19 protein-coding genes, 1 rRNA gene and 8 pseudogenes are annotated in these 18,076 nt (G+C 45.2%); 20 read left to right on the top strand and 8 right to left on the bottom strand.

The features are described from left to right. Nucleotides 1-131: 131 nt before the first annotated feature. Nucleotides 132-599, top strand: coding sequence for a prepilin peptidase (locus ESM_RS0120430; protein ID WP_000340140.1), 468 nt, complete (start codon nucleotides 132-134; stop codon nucleotides 597-599). On the opposite strand, the gene bfr is transcribed toward ESM_RS0120430, so the two are convergent. The 3 genes from bfr to ESM_RS0120415 form a co-directional block, all read right to left on the bottom strand. Next, nucleotides 596-1,072, bottom strand: coding sequence for a bacterioferritin (bfr, locus tag ESM_RS0120425; RefSeq protein WP_000675514.1), 477 nt, complete (start codon nucleotides 1,070-1,072; stop codon nucleotides 596-598). The two genes, ESM_RS0120430 and bfr, sit on opposite strands and share 4 nt — an antisense overlap. Nucleotides 1,073-1,144: 72 nt before the next feature. After that, nucleotides 1,145-1,339, bottom strand: a complete 195-nt coding sequence (gene bfd, locus ESM_RS0120420; protein WP_000289090.1) for a bacterioferritin-associated ferredoxin — start codon at nucleotides 1,337-1,339, stop codon at nucleotides 1,145-1,147. Nucleotides 1,340-1,576: 237 nt separating this feature from the next. Then, nucleotides 1,577-3,118, bottom strand: a 16S ribosomal RNA gene (locus ESM_RS0120415). A 146-nt stretch (nucleotides 3,119-3,264) separates the two neighbouring features. On the opposite strand from ESM_RS0120415, the pseudogene ESM_RS1000000129225 reads away from it, so the two are divergent. The 5 genes and pseudogenes from ESM_RS1000000129225 to ESM_RS0120395 all read left to right on the top strand — a co-directional run. Continuing rightward, nucleotides 3,265-3,424, top strand: a pseudogene (locus tag ESM_RS1000000129225) (RHS repeat-associated core domain-containing protein); the annotation flags it as partial. Next, on the top strand, nucleotides 3,403-3,807 hold the full coding sequence (locus ESM_RS1000000129220; protein ID WP_029329887.1) for a sugar-binding protein: 405 nt from the start codon (nucleotides 3,403-3,405) through the stop codon (nucleotides 3,805-3,807). The pseudogene ESM_RS1000000129225 and the gene ESM_RS1000000129220, both read left to right, overlap by 22 nt. Nucleotides 3,808-3,816: 9 nt before the next feature. Then, the gene (locus ESM_RS0120405) at nucleotides 3,817-4,305 is read left to right on the top strand and encodes an SMI1/KNR4 family protein (RefSeq protein ID WP_000997835.1); all 489 of its coding nucleotides are present in this window, start codon (nucleotides 3,817-3,819) and stop codon (nucleotides 4,303-4,305) included. 23 nt (nucleotides 4,306-4,328) lie between these two features. After that, a pseudogene (locus tag ESM_RS1000000129710) lies at nucleotides 4,329-4,490 on the top strand (RHS repeat-associated core domain-containing protein); the annotation flags it as partial. A 337-nt stretch (nucleotides 4,491-4,827) separates the two neighbouring features. After that, nucleotides 4,828-5,130, top strand: a complete 303-nt coding sequence (locus ESM_RS0120395) for a hypothetical protein (RefSeq protein WP_000228045.1) — start codon at nucleotides 4,828-4,830, stop codon at nucleotides 5,128-5,130. Nucleotides 5,131-5,179: 49 nt separating this feature from the next. Here the strand turns inward: ESM_RS0120395 and ESM_RS0120390 are convergent, their stop codons facing one another. Beyond that, nucleotides 5,180-5,395: a hypothetical protein gene (locus ESM_RS0120390; protein ID WP_024257706.1), complete on the bottom strand. Its 216-nt coding sequence runs from the start codon at nucleotides 5,393-5,395 to the stop codon at nucleotides 5,180-5,182. On the opposite strand from ESM_RS0120390, the pseudogene ESM_RS1000000128855 reads away from it, so the two are divergent. Beyond that, nucleotides 5,355-5,603 (top strand): annotated as a pseudogene (locus tag ESM_RS1000000128855) (hypothetical protein); the annotation flags it as partial. The gene ESM_RS0120390 and the pseudogene ESM_RS1000000128855 sit on opposite strands and share 41 nt — an antisense overlap. Here ESM_RS1000000128855 and ESM_RS01000000125460 read toward each other — a convergent pair. After that, nucleotides 5,598-5,891 (bottom strand): annotated as a pseudogene (locus ESM_RS01000000125460) (hypothetical protein); the annotation flags it as partial. The pseudogenes ESM_RS1000000128855 and ESM_RS01000000125460 sit on opposite strands and share 6 nt — an antisense overlap. A 552-nt stretch (nucleotides 5,892-6,443) precedes the next feature. Here ESM_RS01000000125460 and ESM_RS1000000127240 point away from each other — a divergent pair. The 3 pseudogenes from ESM_RS1000000127240 to ESM_RS0120375 form a co-directional block, all read left to right on the top strand. Then, nucleotides 6,444-6,709, top strand: a pseudogene (locus tag ESM_RS1000000127240) (helix-turn-helix transcriptional regulator). Continuing rightward, nucleotides 6,706-6,807: pseudogene (locus ESM_RS1000000129705) on the top strand (hypothetical protein); the annotation flags it as partial. The pseudogenes ESM_RS1000000127240 and ESM_RS1000000129705, both read left to right, overlap by 4 nt. Continuing rightward, nucleotides 6,808-7,584, top strand: a pseudogene (locus tag ESM_RS0120375) (Tn3 family transposase); the annotation flags it as partial. It lies immediately after the preceding pseudogene. Nucleotides 7,585-7,865: 281 nt separating this feature from the next. On the opposite strand, the gene ESM_RS0120370 reads toward ESM_RS0120375, so the two are convergent. Further along, entirely contained in the window at nucleotides 7,866-8,783 is a 918-nt protein-coding gene (locus ESM_RS0120370) for a hypothetical protein (RefSeq protein WP_000789097.1), read from the bottom strand. A gap of 1,225 nt (nucleotides 8,784-10,008) precedes the next feature. On the opposite strand from ESM_RS0120370, the gene ESM_RS1000000127235 reads away from it, so the two are divergent. From ESM_RS1000000127235 to ESM_RS01000000125435, 6 genes and pseudogenes are all read left to right on the top strand, one after another. Then, nucleotides 10,009-10,308, top strand: coding sequence for an adhesin biosynthesis transcription regulatory family protein (locus ESM_RS1000000127235; RefSeq protein ID WP_010380008.1), 300 nt, complete (start codon nucleotides 10,009-10,011; stop codon nucleotides 10,306-10,308). A 40-nt stretch (nucleotides 10,309-10,348) separates the two neighbouring features. Next, nucleotides 10,349-10,423: a RepA leader peptide Tap gene (gene tap, locus ESM_RS01000000125445; protein WP_001365705.1), complete on the top strand. Its 75-nt coding sequence runs from the start codon at nucleotides 10,349-10,351 to the stop codon at nucleotides 10,421-10,423. Then, entirely contained in the window at nucleotides 10,416-11,273 is an 858-nt protein-coding gene (gene repA / locus ESM_RS0120360) for an incFII family plasmid replication initiator RepA (RefSeq protein ID WP_000130961.1), read from the top strand. Before tap ends, repA begins: the two co-directional genes overlap by 8 nt. 912 nt (nucleotides 11,274-12,185) lie before the next feature. Then, nucleotides 12,186-12,455 (top strand): type II toxin-antitoxin system antitoxin YacA, encoded by a 270-nt coding sequence (gene yacA / locus ESM_RS0120355; RefSeq protein ID WP_000079926.1) that lies wholly within the window; start codon nucleotides 12,186-12,188, stop codon nucleotides 12,453-12,455. Next, nucleotides 12,455-12,733, top strand: coding sequence for a type II toxin-antitoxin system toxin YacB (gene yacB, locus ESM_RS0120350; RefSeq protein ID WP_001384452.1), 279 nt, complete (start codon nucleotides 12,455-12,457; stop codon nucleotides 12,731-12,733). The genes yacA and yacB overlap by 1 nt, the downstream gene beginning before the upstream one ends. A gap of 88 nt (nucleotides 12,734-12,821) precedes the next feature. Beyond that, nucleotides 12,822-13,097 (top strand): annotated as a pseudogene (locus tag ESM_RS01000000125435) (type II toxin-antitoxin system PemK/MazF family toxin); the annotation flags it as partial. A 174-nt stretch (nucleotides 13,098-13,271) separates the two neighbouring features. Here the strand turns inward: ESM_RS01000000125435 and ESM_RS0120340 are convergent. After that, a complete protein-coding gene (locus ESM_RS0120340; RefSeq protein WP_001036023.1) occupies nucleotides 13,272-13,478 on the bottom strand; it encodes a FaeA/PapI family transcriptional regulator in 207 nt (68 codons plus the stop codon). Between the two features lie 563 nt (nucleotides 13,479-14,041). Between ESM_RS0120340 and daaA the strand changes: the two genes are divergently transcribed. Then, the gene (gene daaA, locus ESM_RS0120330) at nucleotides 14,042-14,341 is read left to right on the top strand and encodes a F1845 fimbrial adhesin operon transcriptional regulator DaaA (RefSeq protein ID WP_001088798.1); all 300 of its coding nucleotides are present in this window, start codon (nucleotides 14,042-14,044) and stop codon (nucleotides 14,339-14,341) included. Nucleotides 14,342-14,563: 222 nt separating this feature from the next. Further along, nucleotides 14,564-15,181, top strand: coding sequence for a trimeric intracellular cation channel family protein (locus ESM_RS0120325; RefSeq protein ID WP_001517449.1), 618 nt, complete (start codon nucleotides 14,564-14,566; stop codon nucleotides 15,179-15,181). Here ESM_RS0120325 and ligB read toward each other — a convergent pair. After that, nucleotides 15,178-16,863, bottom strand: coding sequence for an NAD-dependent DNA ligase LigB (gene ligB, locus ESM_RS0120320; protein WP_000870023.1), 1,686 nt, complete (start codon nucleotides 16,861-16,863; stop codon nucleotides 15,178-15,180). The genes ESM_RS0120325 and ligB overlap by 4 nt on opposite strands. Nucleotides 16,864-17,120: 257 nt before the next feature. On the opposite strand from ligB, the gene gmk reads away from it, so the two are divergent. Together gmk and rpoZ are read left to right on the top strand one after the other, a co-directional pair. Then, nucleotides 17,121-17,744 carry a guanylate kinase gene (gmk, locus tag ESM_RS0120315; protein WP_001517448.1) on the top strand — a complete coding sequence of 208 codons (624 nt, stop codon included), beginning with the start codon at nucleotides 17,121-17,123 and terminating at the stop codon, nucleotides 17,742-17,744. 54 nt (nucleotides 17,745-17,798) lie between these two features. After that, nucleotides 17,799-18,074 carry a DNA-directed RNA polymerase subunit omega gene (rpoZ, locus tag ESM_RS0120310; protein ID WP_000135058.1) on the top strand — a complete coding sequence of 92 codons (276 nt, stop codon included), beginning with the start codon at nucleotides 17,799-17,801 and terminating at the stop codon, nucleotides 18,072-18,074. Nucleotides 18,075-18,076: the final 2 nt, after the last annotated feature.

Here is an 18,076-nt window from a genome sequence, read left to right as displayed (position 1 = left end):
CATTCCACCAAATATGTAAGGTTGTGAAGAGAGAATTTTTCGCCGGAACCAGGTTAACAAAGTCGGCAATTCTTTGTTGCTGATTATCTGGACTTATTCGAAGGTGATACTCCATTTACAGAGGATGCTTTATGGATGCCACCTTTCCTTTTCTGATTTTATACATTTGCTTATCGTCCCTGCTTTTTTTCTATGATGCAAAACATGGCTTGCTGCCTGACAGGTTTACCTGCCCATTACTCTGGTCCGGGCTTCTTTTTTATCAAATTTGTCACCCTGGCGGTTTAGCCGATGCGTTATGGGGGGCCATTATCGGTTACGGTGCATTCGCCATTATCTACTGGGGTTATCGCATACTGCGCCATAAAGAAGGATTAGGCTATGGCGATGTGAAGTTTCTCGCAGCCCTCGGAGCCTGGCATACATGGGCATTTCTGCCACGGCTGGTTTTTCTTGCTGCGTCATTCGCCTGCGGAGCAGTTGTTATTGGTGTGCTCATGAGGGGAAAAGCATCATTAAAAAACCCGCTGCCTTTCGGACCATTTCTGGCGGCTGCGGGTTTCGTTGTAGGCTGGGATAGTCTGCTAACGGGCAGTTAATCATTAACTTTAATTTGTGATTGCAGGTAATTCTGTAGGCCTATTTTATCAATGAGATCAAGTTCAGTTTCTAGCCAGTCAATATGGCCTTCTTCATCAGCAAGAATTTCGATCATCATATCGCGGCTGACATAGTCACGGACATTGTCGGCGTAGGCGATGGCCTCACGAAGATCCTTTGCCCCTTCCAACTCTAAACGCAGGTCGGACTGCAGCATCTCTTCGACATCTTCACCTATTCCCAGCTTACCCAGATCCTGTAAATTGGGGATTCCTTCTAAGAATAAAATACGCTCGATATATTTATCAGCGTGTTTCATCTCATCGATGGATTCATGGTATTCGACGTCATTAAGGCGCATCAGGCCCCAGTTTTTAAACATCCGGGCATGAAGAAAATACTGATTGATTGCGACAAGCTCATTTCCCAATAGTTTATTGAGATAATTTATGATTTTAACATCACCTTTCATTTTATAGTCCCTCCGCTTCCACTATTAGAGCGTAGATGGGGCTAGCGGGATGTCAAAAAATAAGCGTGGGCTTCAGGCAATCTCTTTAAATTCGGGCATCTGCATCAACTCATCCTGCATCACTTCGCGTGCGGCGCGAATGCACTTACCACATTGATTTCCCACAGGAATAAACTTACGTAATTGTTGAAAAGACTGAGGATGAAATTGACGTACCGCCTGACGAATTTTTTTGTCACTTACACCATTACACAAACAAACGTACATGATTACTCCCGTTCAAATTCTGCGCAAAGTGTAAATGAGAATAGTTATGATTACAATAGCACAATTTTATTTGCACCACGGTACAGCGAGCAAGAATTACGACTAAATATTTCCAGAATAAATTACGGGCAGCAAAAAGGGCGCCGAAGCGCCCTTTTCAATTCAAAACTAATTAACGAGTTTTTCACTTTCTATCAGACAATCTGTGTGAGCACTTCAAAGAACGCTTCTTTAAGGTAAGGAGGTGATCCAACCGCAGGTTCCCCTACGGTTACCTTGTTACGACTTCACCCCAGTCATGAATCACAAAGTGGTAAGCGCCCTCCCGAAGGTTAAGCTACCTACTTCTTTTGCAACCCACTCCCATGGTGTGACGGGCGGTGTGTACAAGGCCCGGGAACGTATTCACCGTGGCATTCTGATCCACGATTACTAGCGATTCCGACTTCATGGAGTCGAGTTGCAGACTCCAATCCGGACTACGACGCACTTTATGAGGTCCGCTTGCTCTCGCGAGGTCGCTTCTCTTTGTATGCGCCATTGTAGCACGTGTGTAGCCCTGGTCGTAAGGGCCATGATGACTTGACGTCATCCCCACCTTCCTCCAGTTTATCACTGGCAGTCTCCTTTGAGTTCCCGGCCGGACCGCTGGCAACAAAGGATAAGGGTTGCGCTCGTTGCGGGACTTAACCCAACATTTCACAACACGAGCTGACGACAGCCATGCAGCACCTGTCTCACAGTTCCCGAAGGCACCATCCCATCTCTGGAATGTTCTGTGGATGTCAAGACCAGGTAAGGTTCTTCGCGTTGCATCGAATTAAACCACATGCTCCACCGCTTGTGCGGGCCCCCGTCAATTCATTTGAGTTTTAACCTTGCGGCCGTACTCCCCAGGCGGTCGACTTAACGCGTTAGCTCCGGAAGCCACGCCTCAAGGGCACAACCTCCAAGTCGACATCGTTTACGGCGTGGACTACCAGGGTATCTAATCCTGTTTGCTCCCCACGCTTTCGCACCTGAGCGTCAGTCTTCGTCCAGGGGGCCGCCTTCGCCACCGGTATTCCTCCAGATCTCTACGCATTTCACCGCTACACCTGGAATTCTACCCCCCTCTACGAGACTCAAGCTTGCCAGTATCAGATGCAGTTCCCAGGTTGAGCCCGGGGATTTCACATCTGACTTAACAAACCGCCTGCGTGCGCTTTACGCCCAGTAATTCCGATTAACGCTTGCACCCTCCGTATTACCGCGGCTGCTGGCACGGAGTTAGCCGGTGCTTCTTCTGCGGGTAACGTCAATGAGCAAAGGTATTAACTTTACTCCCTTCCTCCCCGCTGAAAGTACTTTACAACCCGAAGGCCTTCTTCATACACGCGGCATGGCTGCATCAGGCTTGCGCCCATTGTGCAATATTCCCCACTGCTGCCTCCCGTAGGAGTCTGGACCGTGTCTCAGTTCCAGTGTGGCTGGTCATCCTCTCAGACCAGCTAGAGATCGTCGCCTAGGTGGGCCGTTACCCCGCCTACTAGCTAATCCCATCTGGGCACATCCGATGGCAAGAGGCCCGAAGGTCCCCCTCTTTGGTCTTGCGACATTATGCGGTATTAGCTACCGTTTCCAGTAGTTATCCCCCTCCATCGGGCAGTTTCCCAGACATTACTCACCCGTCCGCCACTCGTCAGCAAAGAAGCAAGCTTCTTTCTGTTACCGTTCGACTTGCATGTGTTAGGCCTGCCGCCAGCGTTCAATCTGAGCCATGATCAAACTCTTCAATTTAAAAGTTTGATGCTCAAAGAATTAAACTTCGTAATGAATTACGTGTTCACTCTTGAGACTTGGTATTCATTTAGCGTCTTGCGACGTTAAGAATCCGTATCTTCGAGTGCCCACACAGATTGTCTGATAAATTGTTAAAGAGCAGCTTTGACGAAGAAACGGGGCTGCATTACAATCTGTTCAGATATTATGCGCCGGAGTGTGGAAGGTTTATCAGTCAGGATCCGATAGGGCTGCTTGGCGGAATAAACCTCTATCAGTATGCGCCGAATCCGCTGGGGTGGATAGATCCCCTTGGACTTAAGTGCGGTGAAGTTAAAGAGTTTGATGTTGTTCCTTATCGACCAATTAATTCCTCTTTAGAAAACCATCATGGTGTGCTTGATATTTGGATGTCTAAGAATGTGCCATCTTATGGAGGGAAATATCCTTCAAAGTCACCAACAATTGCATTATCCGAGACTAATCATGCTGCAACAAAAAAAGTATATAGAGATTGGTTAGAGCAGAAAACCGGAAGAAGAGTTGGTGGGAAAGTGGATTGGACAACAGTAAGTAGCAGAGAAATGAAAGATCTTACTGAACGAATGTTTGATGCCGCAAATGTTCCTGTTGCCAGTAGGGAAGCATATTACCGGGCATTGAACCAGTTTATATACTCTGGGAAGTTTGATACTGTTATTTTTTAAGGTGGTAATATGAATGACATTGATGAATTACTTGACTTGATAAAAAGTGATAACAGATGTGAAGTTATTCCACCAGATGGTAATTTACCTTTGTTACCATATGATTATTTAAAATATCCTGATGATGTTATTCGTTTTTACAAAATATGTAATGGAATAAAATTGTTCTGCTCTGAAGAACAGGAAATTTCCTTCACTATTTTGAAAAATAATGAAATATTACAGGCCAATAAATTTATAGTTGGTGAGCCATGTGAGGATGATATATCATCTTCATGGTACTTAATTTGTAGGACCGATAATAACGATTATTTATCCATTGATTTTTCTACAGAAAGAAATGGACGCTGTTATGATAGCAATTATGAGATACATGGCGTTGTAGGTAGTTGTCCAATTATTGCAATGAGTTTTACAGAATTATTGCATAAATTATATAGCTCAGGTGGTCAATATATTTATTGGAAAGATGAAAATTACGGCGATGCTTATGATTAATTAAGTTAAAATTGTTATGGTCTTATGATGAAGAGACGGGGCTGCACTATAATCTGTTCAGATATTATGCGCCGGAGTGTGGGCGGTTTATCAGCCAGGATCCGATAGGATTAAGGGGCGGGTTAAACTTATATGCTTATGCGCCGAATCCGTTAAGCTGGATCGATCCGCTGGGACTGACTGCATGTTCCAAAAACGCGAAATCTTTGCGAGAGGGGCCTCAAGGAACCGTTGTCACAGTTAAATCAAAACAGGAAGCCCATGATTTATTGATGGAGGCCTTTCCTGATGCTCAAAAAGTAAGAGGGATCGGTTCGCAGGATGCCGCCGGTATTAGAAAAAAACATAAGATGGAACAATTTAAGAAAAGAGATGGTACTGTCCGTTATAGGAAAGATTACCCTATTGATTCTAATACTGGTCGTGTATATGGTCATGATGACCCTAAAGGCACAGGGCATGGTTCTTTGCCTCATATAAATATTAAACGTTCTGATGGGACAATGGTGAGGATAGATATAGATGGTTGATTTATCTATTGAAAGATTAATTGTTGCTATAGAGAATGGTAAGGTTAGAGGTTTTGATGAGATAAAGGAAATAAATGGTGAAAATTATTTTTTCCAATATGCCATTAAAAAACAGGATGAAAAATACAATACCTATTTTTTCAAAATACCAGAAAATAAAATGGAAGTGTTCGAAGATTATGCAACTGAAGAAATTAGTGCGTTTTCCAATATAGAAGATGCTTTTAATTACTTTAAATTACAAGGGGTTGATATTGCAAAATTTTCTCCTATTAGAGGATTATTACCTTTTTAGATGATAAAGAAAGCCGGGAAGATTTTAAATCTTCCCGGCTTTTTATTATTTAACTCTCGTTCAGCACACTAAACATCCCGTCACGCATCCCCTTAACTGCCTGTTTAACCTGATTAAGTTCCCTGCGCAGTTCCTGTACTTCGTTGTTATCCGCAAGCAGGATCAGGCATCCTTCCGGGATCTTCACGGTAACGCCCGTGCCGATCTCAAATCCCGCTTCTCTCAGACATTTTGTGCTGAATGCGAGCGGGTATCCGGTCATCATCCAGACGCAGGGTACAGAAGACGGGGTGCGTAATGAGCGGCAGGAGCGTGATGCGCTGGGCCGCCTGTTGCGCAGTGACACGCAGCACAGTACACGGAGCTTCAGCTACAACCGTCTTGACCAGATAACGGAGGTGACGCTCACTCCCACGGAGGCGGGGGAACGGCTGCACCACATGCAGGCGGACACGGTGCGTTTTGCGTATGACCACGGCCAGATTGTCATATTCCTGTACCAGCTCCCGGCGTGCCACGCGCTCAATGTGGCGCTGTTTCAGCTCGTCGCTCAGGACACCACCGGCTGCACGAAAGGCTGTGCGCCAGTCATCAGCGTCATTTCCGTCGGCCTGCGCCAGCGCATTTTTTTCCTGCTCTGCCCGTTCAATGGCCGTGACGGTCTCATCCATCAGTCGGGCGTTCTCAAGGTGGGCGGCTCTGGCCTTTTCCAGTTGTGTCAGTGCGGGTTGCAGATATTCAGGGATGGTGTTGTCAGACATTTTCCGGCTCCTCGTCACTTCAGGTTAAGAAAATTGTGACGTACACCGGACAACAACACGACGCATTGCAGATGTGCCAGCCCTGACACAGGAGACTCATCCTCAGACCGGCAAGCCAGGAAAAGGTCGCAGGAAAAACCGGCTTACTGTTTGTTTTTTTATATTTTACTGTTCACCTCTGTTCACCATAAGAAAAAAGATAAGTAATACAGTAAGTTAAAGGGTGAACAATCGCAGTAATGACTGTTCACCGTCTGTTCACCACTGTTCACCCGTTGATGGGCTTTTTGTGCTGTTTATTACTGTTTGTTTTTATTAATTCGCCGGGAATGAATAAGAAAAAACGATTTGTATTTCACTATAAAAATTACGAATTGCTTTAAGTGGCTTTAAATGACTTTAAGTGGAGATGAACAAAAAATACACAAGCATTGTAAGACTGCCGGAACAAATCCCCCCTGTTGCGTCTGCTGAAAATATTCACAAAATAAAGCGCTACCCGAAGCCGGACGGACTTATCCGGTGCTGTATGGACATTAACGAGGTAGCCCGATGCAAGCTGTTTTTTCTTCCCCGTCTCCCGCCCCTGTGACGCCACTGATGCCGCTGCCGGACATCACCAGGAGCGTTTTTTACGTCTGCCGGAAGTGATGCACCTGTGCGGCCTGTCACGCTCGACCATCTACGAACTCATCCGTAAGGGGGAATTTCCGCCGCAGGTGAGTCTTGGCGGTAAAAATGTGGCCTGGCTGCACTCTGAAGTCACCGCATGGATGGCCGGGCGCATTGCCGGACGCAAACGGGGGTACGACGCATGATGATGCCCGCTCTGCAAAAACTCCCTTTTTCTGGCTTGCCTTTTTCCGGCATTTGCGGATATAGTTTTTCCGCTGCCGCAAAATCGGCAGCCGGGCGCCTGTTGTATCATGAAAGTGATCTGGAAATTACCGAACATTACACCGATACCGCAGGTTTCACAGAGCATGTTTTTGCACTAATGCATTTGCTGGGATTTGCTTTTGCGCCGAGGATCAGGGATCTTCATGATAAGCGACTGTTTATTCACGGAAAGGCTGAGCGATATCCAGGGCTTCAGTCCGTCATATCAACAACCAGCCTGAATCTCAAAGATATTGAAACGTACTGGGGTGAGGTATTACGCCTGGCAGCTTCGATTAAACAGGGGACAGTCACTGCATCGCTGATGATGAAAAAGTTAGCCAGTTACCCAAAACAGAATGGACTGGCCAAAGCGCTGAGAGAAATTGGTCGAATCGAACGGACACTGTTTATGCTGGACTGGTTTCGAGATCCTGGTTTGCGACGACGTGTACAAGCTGGGCTGAATAAAGGAGAAGCCCGTAATGCTCTTGCGCGAGCGGTTTTTATGCACCGGCTGGGTGAAATCAGGGACAGGGGGCTGGAGAATCAGAGTTACCGGGCCAGTGGTCTGACGTTACTGACAGCGGCAATCGCGTTATGGAACACGGTATACATAGAAAGAGCCATTGAATCCCTGAAACGAAAAAAGCTCCCGATTAATGACCAACTGCTCTCTCACCTTTCGCCGTTGGGCTGGGAGCATATCAATCTTAATGGGGATTATGTCTGGCGTAATAATCTTAAGCTGGGTACAGGGAAGTACCGACCATTACGCAATGTCGATATCGAATCGTACAAAAAACAGTCTTAGCGTGGGATATTTTCCGTTTTCCAAGCGGACCCCCTAAGGAACTCATTGTTTAATATTCATAAAAACAAGTATACAATTGGAAAATATTAATAAAGAGCTAATTTAATTTTCTTTAAATATTCGCAGATACTATGAATGATACTGGGAACAAACTTATTTGTTCCCAGCATAGTCTGTAATTTGTCTATCGCGGAATCAGATCTTAAAATACGATATGGTGTAAAATATCATCCCTCATCATGATACAGTAATCATAACTCCATTCTTGAACAGGTAAAAAATTACTTTATATCAGGAATGTGGAAAAATAGTATATTCATATTAAGATATTGGTATTTATCATCGATTTTCTTAAATCTATATTCTATCCATTGATTGTTGGGGCTATCAATCTTACATACATAATTAATATGTGATGAGATTGCTCGTTCTGCTGTATTCAGCACATTAGAAAAATCTTTATTTCTTACAAAGAAAATTAAACACGCATGAGAGTTATCAGACGTTATATAGCTAAGAAGTTGATTAATTGCCGGCAGTACAGCGCTTTCTCCGGTCCATATCTTGCATTCTGTAATTAGTCTGACTTTATCACTTTTATTATCATAAATACGAATATCAACTTTTCCAGCTCGATTAACTGCCTCATCAGTAACATCAATACCAGCAATAGAACGTAGTGATACAGAAATTATTGATCTTAATTCTTCTTCACCAAGTTTAGAATATGATTGAGGATTTTGGGTAAAACCATTTCCTATACGGCAGATTGCTTGTAATATTGTATCCATTCTGAGAAATGGACTATCTGAGGAAGGATAATAACTGGATGAATTAGCAAGTGTAATCATCAAATTGTTAACCTTGCTAAGGTTAACAAAATGTTTCATGGCATTGTCAGTCATCCATGATATTTGATATGGTGTACTGAATCCATCTTCTTTTAATTTATTAGCGTGTTTTATAGCAGCTTTAATTTTATTTATACAGTAACCATCTATATATGGGAATATATCATTTAAAAATTTATCAACAAAATCCTGGATAGTCGGGTAAACGTCAGGTTCATTAATCCGTGGCAATTCAAATTCACCAATTTCTGTTAAAAAATAGCCTTCATCATATAAACTCTCAAAAATGCTCCTATCTTCATAAGGAAGTCCTGCAATACTGTCCTGAAATTTTTCAATATTTTTCATCCTTGTCCAGTCCTGATTGCTACCTTTGAATATACTGGAATTGTTCATTAAGGCAGAAAAAGTCCGTCCATCTTTTTCGAGAAGATCATCTCTATATTTACGTTCCAATTAATACCTCACAGTTTTAGTTAAGCTATGAAAACATATATAAGTTATTAATGCGATTTCGAATTATCCATCTTCTTAGTCATATCCTATTATCTGATAACTATATAAGTGTACATAACAAGTATCGGAATGAGTCGTTGATTTATAGGCGTCACTAATAACTTATTGATAATAATGTGTTATCACTATGTTGTGTATGAGCATCCTCCAGATAATTATCTAATCTGTACTCGATTGTCAATAAATCAATTAGGTGCATAATCGTCATTAGAAATATAGGTTTTGGTAAAGTTATACGATCTTATCAGATTTATTATAGACCATTCAACACTATGGTATTTATTTTCGTAAAGTTTGCATATATCATCCGATTTCTTTATAAAAAGAAAAATGTTATTTTTGGTAAAGCCATAAAAATAATTAATGTTATTTCGTGTGATGATTTGAGGCTTTATGAATATACTGTGTGTGCCCCGCTTGTTTTTATGTTAATTATTTTATTTATGAGTATGGTGCATTTTTTGGGGGCGTTCAGAATTTGTGCAAAAATAACATACAAATATTAATGTTTTTTACATCTGCAACATATATTAGTTAATCTTTCAACCAGAAAGGTAGTAATTTAGAAGTTCACGGTAATACATAATGTGCTTTATTTTTTCAGAAAAAAATATAATTTTTTACCCTTAATTATTATTGACTCTCTCCTGACTGCCTATCTTTAATTTATAGCTTTTCATGCTTTTTCATCTTTTTTGTGAACATGTGTGATCTGTTTTTTGATTGAAATCTAAAAACATACAAAAATATAGGTTGTCATTCGGTGTTTGATTTTGTGGCAATATTGATTATTTTATCTATTTTTCTTTTGCGTATTGGTTTTTTATTTTGAATTTTACGTGTTTTTTGGTTTTTTATTTTGTGTGATGTGTTATTTTTAATCGTATTGATCGTTTTGCTGTTTTTTAGTATAAAACGCTATGTTAGTATTTTCATAAAACGGCATGGCAGTAATAAGGTGATATAAGAATTAATTAATGTTTTTTGAGTTTATTAGATAGAATATATCCATTAGATCTAAATTTATTTGTTCATGATATTCTTAGCGGAGACAGATATGAATGATAATTACCTGTATCTGACTAAGGGGCGAGGTTGTGCATTACTACCCGGAAAAATGTCAGAACACCATTTTTGGTTATTGGTTGAAATATCTCCGGTTCACAGTGAGAAAGTTATTAACGCACTGAGAGATTTTCTGGTTCTGGGTTATACCCGAAAAGAGGCTTGTGAACGACATGAGGTTTCTCAGGGTTATTTCTCTGGTGCATTGGGGCGTTTTCAGCGGGTTAGTATGACAGTAAGTAGACTTGCGCCTTTTTATATATCAGAAACTGGTGCTTCCTGTATGGAATAACAGCAGCATGAAAAATTTACTATGCGGGGAGTATAGTTATATGCCCGGAAAAGTTCAAGACTTCTTTCTGTGCTCACTCCTTCTGCGCATTGTAAGTGCAGGATGGTGTGACTGATCTTCAACAAACGTATTACCGCCAGGTAAAGAACCCGAATCCGGTGTTCACTCCCCGTGAAGGTGCCGGAACGCTGAAGTTCTGCGAAAAACTGATGGAAAAGGCGGTGGGCTTCACCTCCCGTTTTGATTTCGCCATTCATGTGGCGCATGCCCGTTCCCGTGGTCTGCGTCGGCGCATGCCACCGGTGCTGCGTCGACGGGCTATTGATGCGCTGCTGCAGGGGCTGTGTTTCCACTATGACCCGCTGGCCAACCGCGTCCAGTGTTCCATCACCACACTGGCCATTGAGTGCGGACTGGCGACAGAGTCCGGTGCAGGAAAACTCTCCATCACCCGTGCCACCCGGGCCCTGACGTTCCTGTCAGAGCTGGGACTGATTACCTACCAGACGGAATATGACCCGCTTATCGGGTGCTACATTCCGACCGACATCACGTTCACACCGGCTCTGTTTGCTGCCCTTGATGTGTCTGAGGATGCAGTGGCAGCTGCGCGCCGCAGTCGTGTTGAATGGGAAAACAAACAGCGCAAAAAGCAGGGGCTGGATACCCTGGGTATGGATGAGCTGATAGCGAAAGCCTGGCGTTTTGTGCGTGAGCGTTTCCGCAGTTACCAGACAGAGCTTAAGTCCCGTGGAATAAAACGTGCCCGTGCGCGTCGTGATGCGAACAGGGAACGTCAGGATATCGTCACCCTGGTGAAACGGCAGCTGACGCGTGAAATCTCGGAAGGGCGCTTTACTGCTAATGGTGAGACGGTAAAACGCGAAGTGGAGCGTCGTGTGAAGGAGCGCATGATTCTGTCACGTAACCGTAATTACAGCCGGCTGGCCACAGCTTCCCCCTGAAAGTGACCTCCTCAGAATAATCCGGCCCGCGCCGGAGGCATTCGCACGCCTGAAGCTTGTCAGCGAACAAAAAAGCAGCACTGCATACAAAAAACAATCTCATCATCCACCTTCAGGTGCATCCGGTTCCCCCTGTTTTTGATGCAAAACACCTCCCACAGACGGGGAATTTTGCTTATCCACATTAAACTGCAAGGGATTTCACCATAAGGTTACAACCGTTCATGTCATAAAGCGCCAGCCGACAGCCTTACAGGGTGCAATGTATCTTTTAAACACCAGTTTATATCTCCTTTAAACTACCTAATTACATTCATTTAAAAAGAAAACCTATTCAGTGTCTGTCCTGTGGACAGACAGATATGCACCTCCCACCGCAAGCGGCGGGCCCCGACCGGAGTCAATTTAGTTACAACATGCAAAAACAGCCCCCGGAAAAACCCCGGTCCAGCGCAGAACTGAAACCACAAAGCCCCCCCTCATAACTGAAAAGCGGCCCCGCCCCGGCCCAAAGGGCCGGAACAGAGTCGCTTTTAATTATGAATGTTGTAACTACATTATCATCGCTGTCAGTCTTCTGGCTGGAAGTATTGAGTACACGCTCGTAAGCGGTCCTGACGGCCCGCTAACGCGGAGATACGCCCCGACTGCGGGTAAACCCTTGTCGGGACCACTCCGACCGCGCACAAAAACTATTTCATGGCTGAAAGCGGGTATGGCTTAGCAGGGCTGGGGATGGGTAAGGTGAAATCTATCAGTCCGTACCGGCTTACGCCGGGCTTCGGCGGTTTTACTCCGGTATCATATGCAACAACTGAGTGCCGCCTTCCATGCCGCTGGCGCGGCATATTCTGGTGACGATATCTGAATCGTTATATACTGTGTATATACGTAGTAATGACGAGGTGATAAATGGCACAGGTTAATATGAGTTTAAGAATCGACGCGGAACTGAAAGATGCTTTTATGGCCGCTGCAAAAAGCATGGACCGTAATGGCTCTCAGTTAATCCGGGATTTTATGCGCCAGACCGTTGAACGGCAGCATAATACCTGGTTCCGTGACCAGGTTGCGGCAGGACGTCAGCAACTCGAGTGCGGCGATGTGCTTCCCCATGACATGGTCGAATCTTCTGCTGCTGCATGGCGGGATGAAATGAGCAGGAAGGTTGCCGGTAAATGATGGAGATATTCTGGACCATGCTGGCCAGCCAGGACAGAAAGCGCATTCGTGAGTACATTGCGGAGCAGAACCTGATGGCCGCCATTGAACTGGACGAACGGATTGGTTATTCAGCCAGCAGCCTGGCCGGGCAGCCGTATAAAGGCCGCAACGGTCGTGTGGAAGGTACCCGGGAACTGGTTATTCACCCTCATTTTGTTCTGGTTTATGAGGTCGACAGCCAGTGGGGAAAAGTGTATATCCTGCGTGTATTGCATACTGCACAGAAGTGGCCATAGAGGGGCTGTCCGGATATAAAAACGTCTGACGGAGATGCAAGAACCATGAATAATGATGAGCTGGCTACCAAACGAGCACAGGCGATTGCCAAAGAGCAGTGTTACATCAGCGGCCTTTAATCGCGTGACCCGCCTGCCTGTTGTTGTGCCCGTAACCAGCGGAGGCAATTTTGCCCGCACTGCCGGCTTTGCGGTGTCGCTGGATGGTGCCGGCATACGTACCACCGGTGTTGTGCGTTGCGACCAACCCCGGACAATCGATATGAAAGCCCGGGGCGGCAAACGACTTGAACGGGTCCCGGAAACTATCATGAGCGAAGTTCTTGGTCGCCTGTCCACTATTCTGACCCTCACATGGGGGTGAGGGACAACCATAAGAAAACGTGCAATTCTGTACATTCTACGCAAGGGGATGTACGGAAGTAAGTCAAACGGTTATCGGACGGTCAGATCGTTTCGTACAGCCTTTACGTTCAGTGGTTATGCCATGGGGCAACTGATGTTTTCACTTTATGCAGAAACAATGCATGATCTTTTATTAAAGCTTTCTCGTTTCCCTTGCTATTCCCCATAAAGTACGGGCACCACGACGAAGAGGGGTACGACTGATTTTTCCCTCTTTTTCAAGGCATATAAGGTAATGACGGGCCTGATAAGCACTCATTTCAAAACGCGTGGCAATATCAGTCGTTCTGCATGGTGTCTTTATTTCCTGAAGAAAATCCAGTATCTGCTTTTTATTCATTTCCTGTTAACATTCTTAACTGTAATTTTTCTTATTATGCATTCACACTGACGCTGAATTCCACCCTCCATCTTTATCTCTTTGTTATTGATTATTAGTAATGATTGCCCTTTGTTTTGACGGCTTGTAGCTTTATTGAGTGGCCAGCAATTGGGCATGTTTTCTTTTTTTTCCGTTTTTCATTTGATTCTGCAGTTTAATGTTTCCTTGTGGTTTTGATTTCATCTTTTTCATGAAAATTCAGATTCGTTTTTTGATTGAAATCCAAAATTACGTAAAAAGTTAATATGGAATGCAATTTTGGATTTCGTGCATATAACGATCTTTTTATCTGTCATCATGTTGTTTGTTAGCGCATTATCTTGGTTAGTTGTCGATATTGCTTATTTAATTCTATTTAATGTATGTTAAGTGGTTATAAAGATCGTGAAATTAATATTTTTCGGAATAAAACACCGTGATAGGCTTTCTGCAGAAAGCAGGGCGGCAACAATGTGAATGCATTTTTGCTATCCGGATTTATGTCGTCTTTTTGTCTGGTTATGTTTCTGGAATAGATGTAAATGAACAGCAGTGACCTGTATCTGAGCAAGAAGCACGGGCGTACTTTGTCGCCCGGAAAAATGTCAGAGAGCCAGTTCTGGTTATTAGCTGAAATATCTCCGGTTCACAGTGAAAAGGTTCTTAATGCGCTGAGGGATTTTCTGGTTCTGGGTTATACCCGAAGGGAGGCCTGTGAACGACATGAGGTTTCTCAGGGATATTTCTCTGGTGCTCTCGGGCGTATTCAGCGTACCCATCAGGCGGTAAACAGGCTGGTTCCTTTTTATATATCAGAATCCGGTATTCCATATACGGGATAACAGTTGCATGAAAAATTTAAGACTTCTTATTTACTTTAAAACACGCCCTAATATTTCTAATGCATTTTTCTTCTGACAATCTAAGAGAAACGCATTAAAACTACAGAAAACACCAATTTCACATAACTAAATATTATCAATAACCTCTCACCTTAAAAAATCTCAATCGTGACGATGCGTACAAATCGCTACCCTGCCAGACAGATTTTTAGGGAGAGAACCATGCTGTTACACATTTTGTATTTGGTTGGCATTACTGCCGAAGCCATGACGGGAGCGCTGGCGGCCGGACGGCGGCGCATGGATACATTTGGCGTAATTATTATTGCGACCGCCACTGCAATCGGCGGCGGTTCAGTACGGGATATACTTTTGGGCCACTATCCGCTCGGCTGGGTCAAACATCCGGAATATGTGATTATCGTCGCCACCGCCGCGGTACTCACCACTATTGTTGCTCCCGTAATGCCTTACCTGCGCAAAGTCTTTCTGGTGTTAGATGCGCTCGGACTGGTGGTCTTTTCTATCATTGGCGCACAGGTCGCGCTGGATATGGGCCACGGCCCGGTCATTGCCGTTGTCGCTGCGGTGACAACCGGCGTATTTGGCGGTGTTTTGCGCGATATGTTCTGTAAACGCATCCCGCTGGTCTTTCAGAAAGAACTGTATGCCGGGGTTTCATTTGCTTCCGCCGTGCTGTATATCGCACTGCAACACTATGTTTCCAACCATGATGTGGTGATTATCTCCACCCTGGTGTTTGGCTTTTTTGCTCGCTTGCTGGCACTGCGTCTTAAACTGGGATTACCCGTTTTTTATTACAGCCACGAAGGTCATTAAGGTACAAAACCTGCGATCTGCTGGGTAGCCAACCAGCTACCTAGCGTCTTGATTTGCACATTATTCTTCCATTCAATAATCTGGCTGGCGCGACGAGATCCGGTTCCCGGCAGATGCTGCCAATGTTGTTCACTTCTCTGCAAAAGTTGCGTCCAGGACCGTTCATCACCGGCATTAAGCGCCCCCCGGGTTAACGGTATTCCCATTGCCATCACCCAGCGGGTAAAAGGCTGCTTACGAGCCAGATTAAACTGATGCCATAACTGCCCGCTTTTACTTTTCGCTATCCCTGGCGTGTTCTGTAATTGCTCTGGCGTTAATGAAAGCCAGGAAAAGATATGCTCAAAGCGATGCGTCTGATGCAGTGCGCGCCAGCCAGCTTCGCCAATGCCATCCAGCCCCAAAACCTGTTTTGACCCCAACCAGACTAAGCGTGATATGAATTGCTCCAGACAAACATCAGAAGCAAAGTAACAGGTCAACGAGTTAAAGCGGTTTTCTGGCGGTGTCGGCTTTCTGCGTTCCGCAGTCCGCCACACCACATCATCAATACGTGGAATACCCTGACCGGCAAGACTTATGAGGATTTGATCGCCAGGCGCTATGTCCCACTCCTGCCAGCGTCTGACGGAACCAATATTCACCCGCTGAACTTTTTTATCATCCAGCATGACTGGTGCGAGTGACGCCACCACCGATATTTTTCCGCTTTTGCCCACTGCAAACTGAATCGAACTCACTTCAGCAACCTGTGCCACAGGTTGATATTTCCACGCCACCAGCCAGTCCGCCTGCCCCGGTAGCCAATGGCGGGATTCGGGTTCCTTAGCCGCTCGCACAACCACGCCATCGGTGACGAAGGGCAATTTCGCTTTCCACCACTCATTACGTGCTCGCTCAACCTCATCAGCATTTTTCACCGTGTGAGTGTACGCTTGCGTCAGACTAAATCCCGCGCTTGCAAGCTGCTGCAATCGCTCGGCCATTAACTGCGGTCCATCCGGCCACGCCCAGATAAAAACGCCCAGCGAATTTAGCGTGTCGTTATTGTCCTGGCGCATCAACATACCTGCAACTTTTGCACGCGCATTCATTCCGCCCATTTGCTGCTGGATATGGCCTTCGCTCCGGAGAAATATTTCTCCTTGCAGTGTGCTATTGGCTAAAGGTTCGCTGACGGATTGCGGTACAGAAGGAATCGAGCGCACTTTCTGCGTCCAGTCTTCACCTTTCAGGCCATTGCCACGGCTGATCGCCTTAATCAGTTTTCCGTCACGATAGACCAGAGTTACCGCGACACCATCAACTTTTGGCTGCACCCAAAGATCGCTGCGTTCACGCATCCAAAGGCTCAATGCATTTTTATCCGCCAGCTTACGCACTCCAGTATGAGCAACTGGATGCATTACGGTTCCAATTAAAGGCAGTATCATGGCTTCACGAGTTGTCTCTTCACCAAAACAACGTTGCCACTGTGCAAGGCGGGCGCTGAGTTGATCATAAACGCCGTCTTCAACAGCACTTTTTCCCTTTTTCCAGTAATCCTCATCCCACTGTTTTATTTGCTGTTGCAGGCGGGAAATTTCTTCATGCGCTCTGGCTGGCGACCAGACTGGGCAGACTCCCTGCGCCGATGATTGCCAGCATAAAACACTCATTAACACTGCAATCCATACTTTCATCGTCACCTCCGCTGTTGTCAGGCTGGCAGGTATACAACGAGGTGAATGCAAAGCCGAGAGGCAAAACTGAAGTGTGCGATGATGCTTCCAGAGAATCGTCCTGATTGCAGTAAATGACAGGGAATAGCGGAAACAGCTACGCAAAACGCAACAACTTTGCGCAAAAAGTGTGAGCAAGGGCTACGTCACATGGCCACGCCGTGTATAATAAGCTCGTATGTAGGCTTTATTTCGCTAATCACATACGAAAGATACTCATGGCTCAAGGCACGCTTTATATTGTTTCTGCCCCCAGTGGCGCGGGTAAATCCAGCCTGATTCAGGCTTTATTAAAAACCCAACCGTTGTATGACACCCAGGTTTCTGTTTCACACACCACGCGCGCACCGCGTCCTGGTGAAGTACACGGTGAGCATTACTTTTTTGTTAATCATGATGAATTTAAAGAAATGATTAGCAGAGATGCATTCCTTGAGCACGCGGAAGTGTTCGGTAATTACTACGGCACTTCGCGCGAGGCCATTGAGCAAGTACTGGCAAGCGGTGTGGATGTTTTTCTTGATATCGACTGGCAGGGTGCGCAGCAAATTCGCCAGAAGATGCCGCATGCGCGTAGTATCTTTATTTTACCGCCGTCCAAAATCGAGCTGGACCGCCGTCTACGCGGTCGCGGTCAGGACAGCGAAGAGGTCATTGCAAAGCGTATGGCGCAAGCAGTTGCAGAAATGAGCCATTACGCCGAATATGATTATTTGATTGTGAATGATGACTTCGATACCGCATTGACCGATTTGAAGACCATTATTCGCGCCGAACGCTTGCGCATGAGTCGCCAAAAGCAACGTCATGACGCTTTAATCAGCAAATTGTTGGCAGACTGAACCTTCTTTCAGTATCATGCCCAGTCATTTCTTCACCTGTGGAGCTTTTTAAGTATGGCACGCGTAACTGTTCAGGACGCTGTAGAGAAAATTGGTAACCGTTTTGACCTGGTACTGGTCGCCGCGCGTCGCGCTCGTCAGATGCAGGTAGGCGGAAAGGATCCGCTAGTACCGGAAGAAAACGATAAAACTACAGTAATCGCGCTGCGCGAAATCGAAGAAGGTCTGATCAACAACCAGATCCTCGACGTTCGCGAACGCCAGGAACAGCAAGAGCAGGAAGCCGCTGAATTACAAGCCGTTACCGCTATTGCTGAAGGTCGTCGTTAATC

Source organism: Escherichia sp. TW09308 (genome assembly GCF_000208565.1).
In the GTDB taxonomy this organism is placed as follows: domain Bacteria; phylum Pseudomonadota; class Gammaproteobacteria; order Enterobacterales; family Enterobacteriaceae; genus Escherichia; species Escherichia marmotae.
This window is presented reverse-complemented; position numbering and strand designations above follow the sequence as displayed.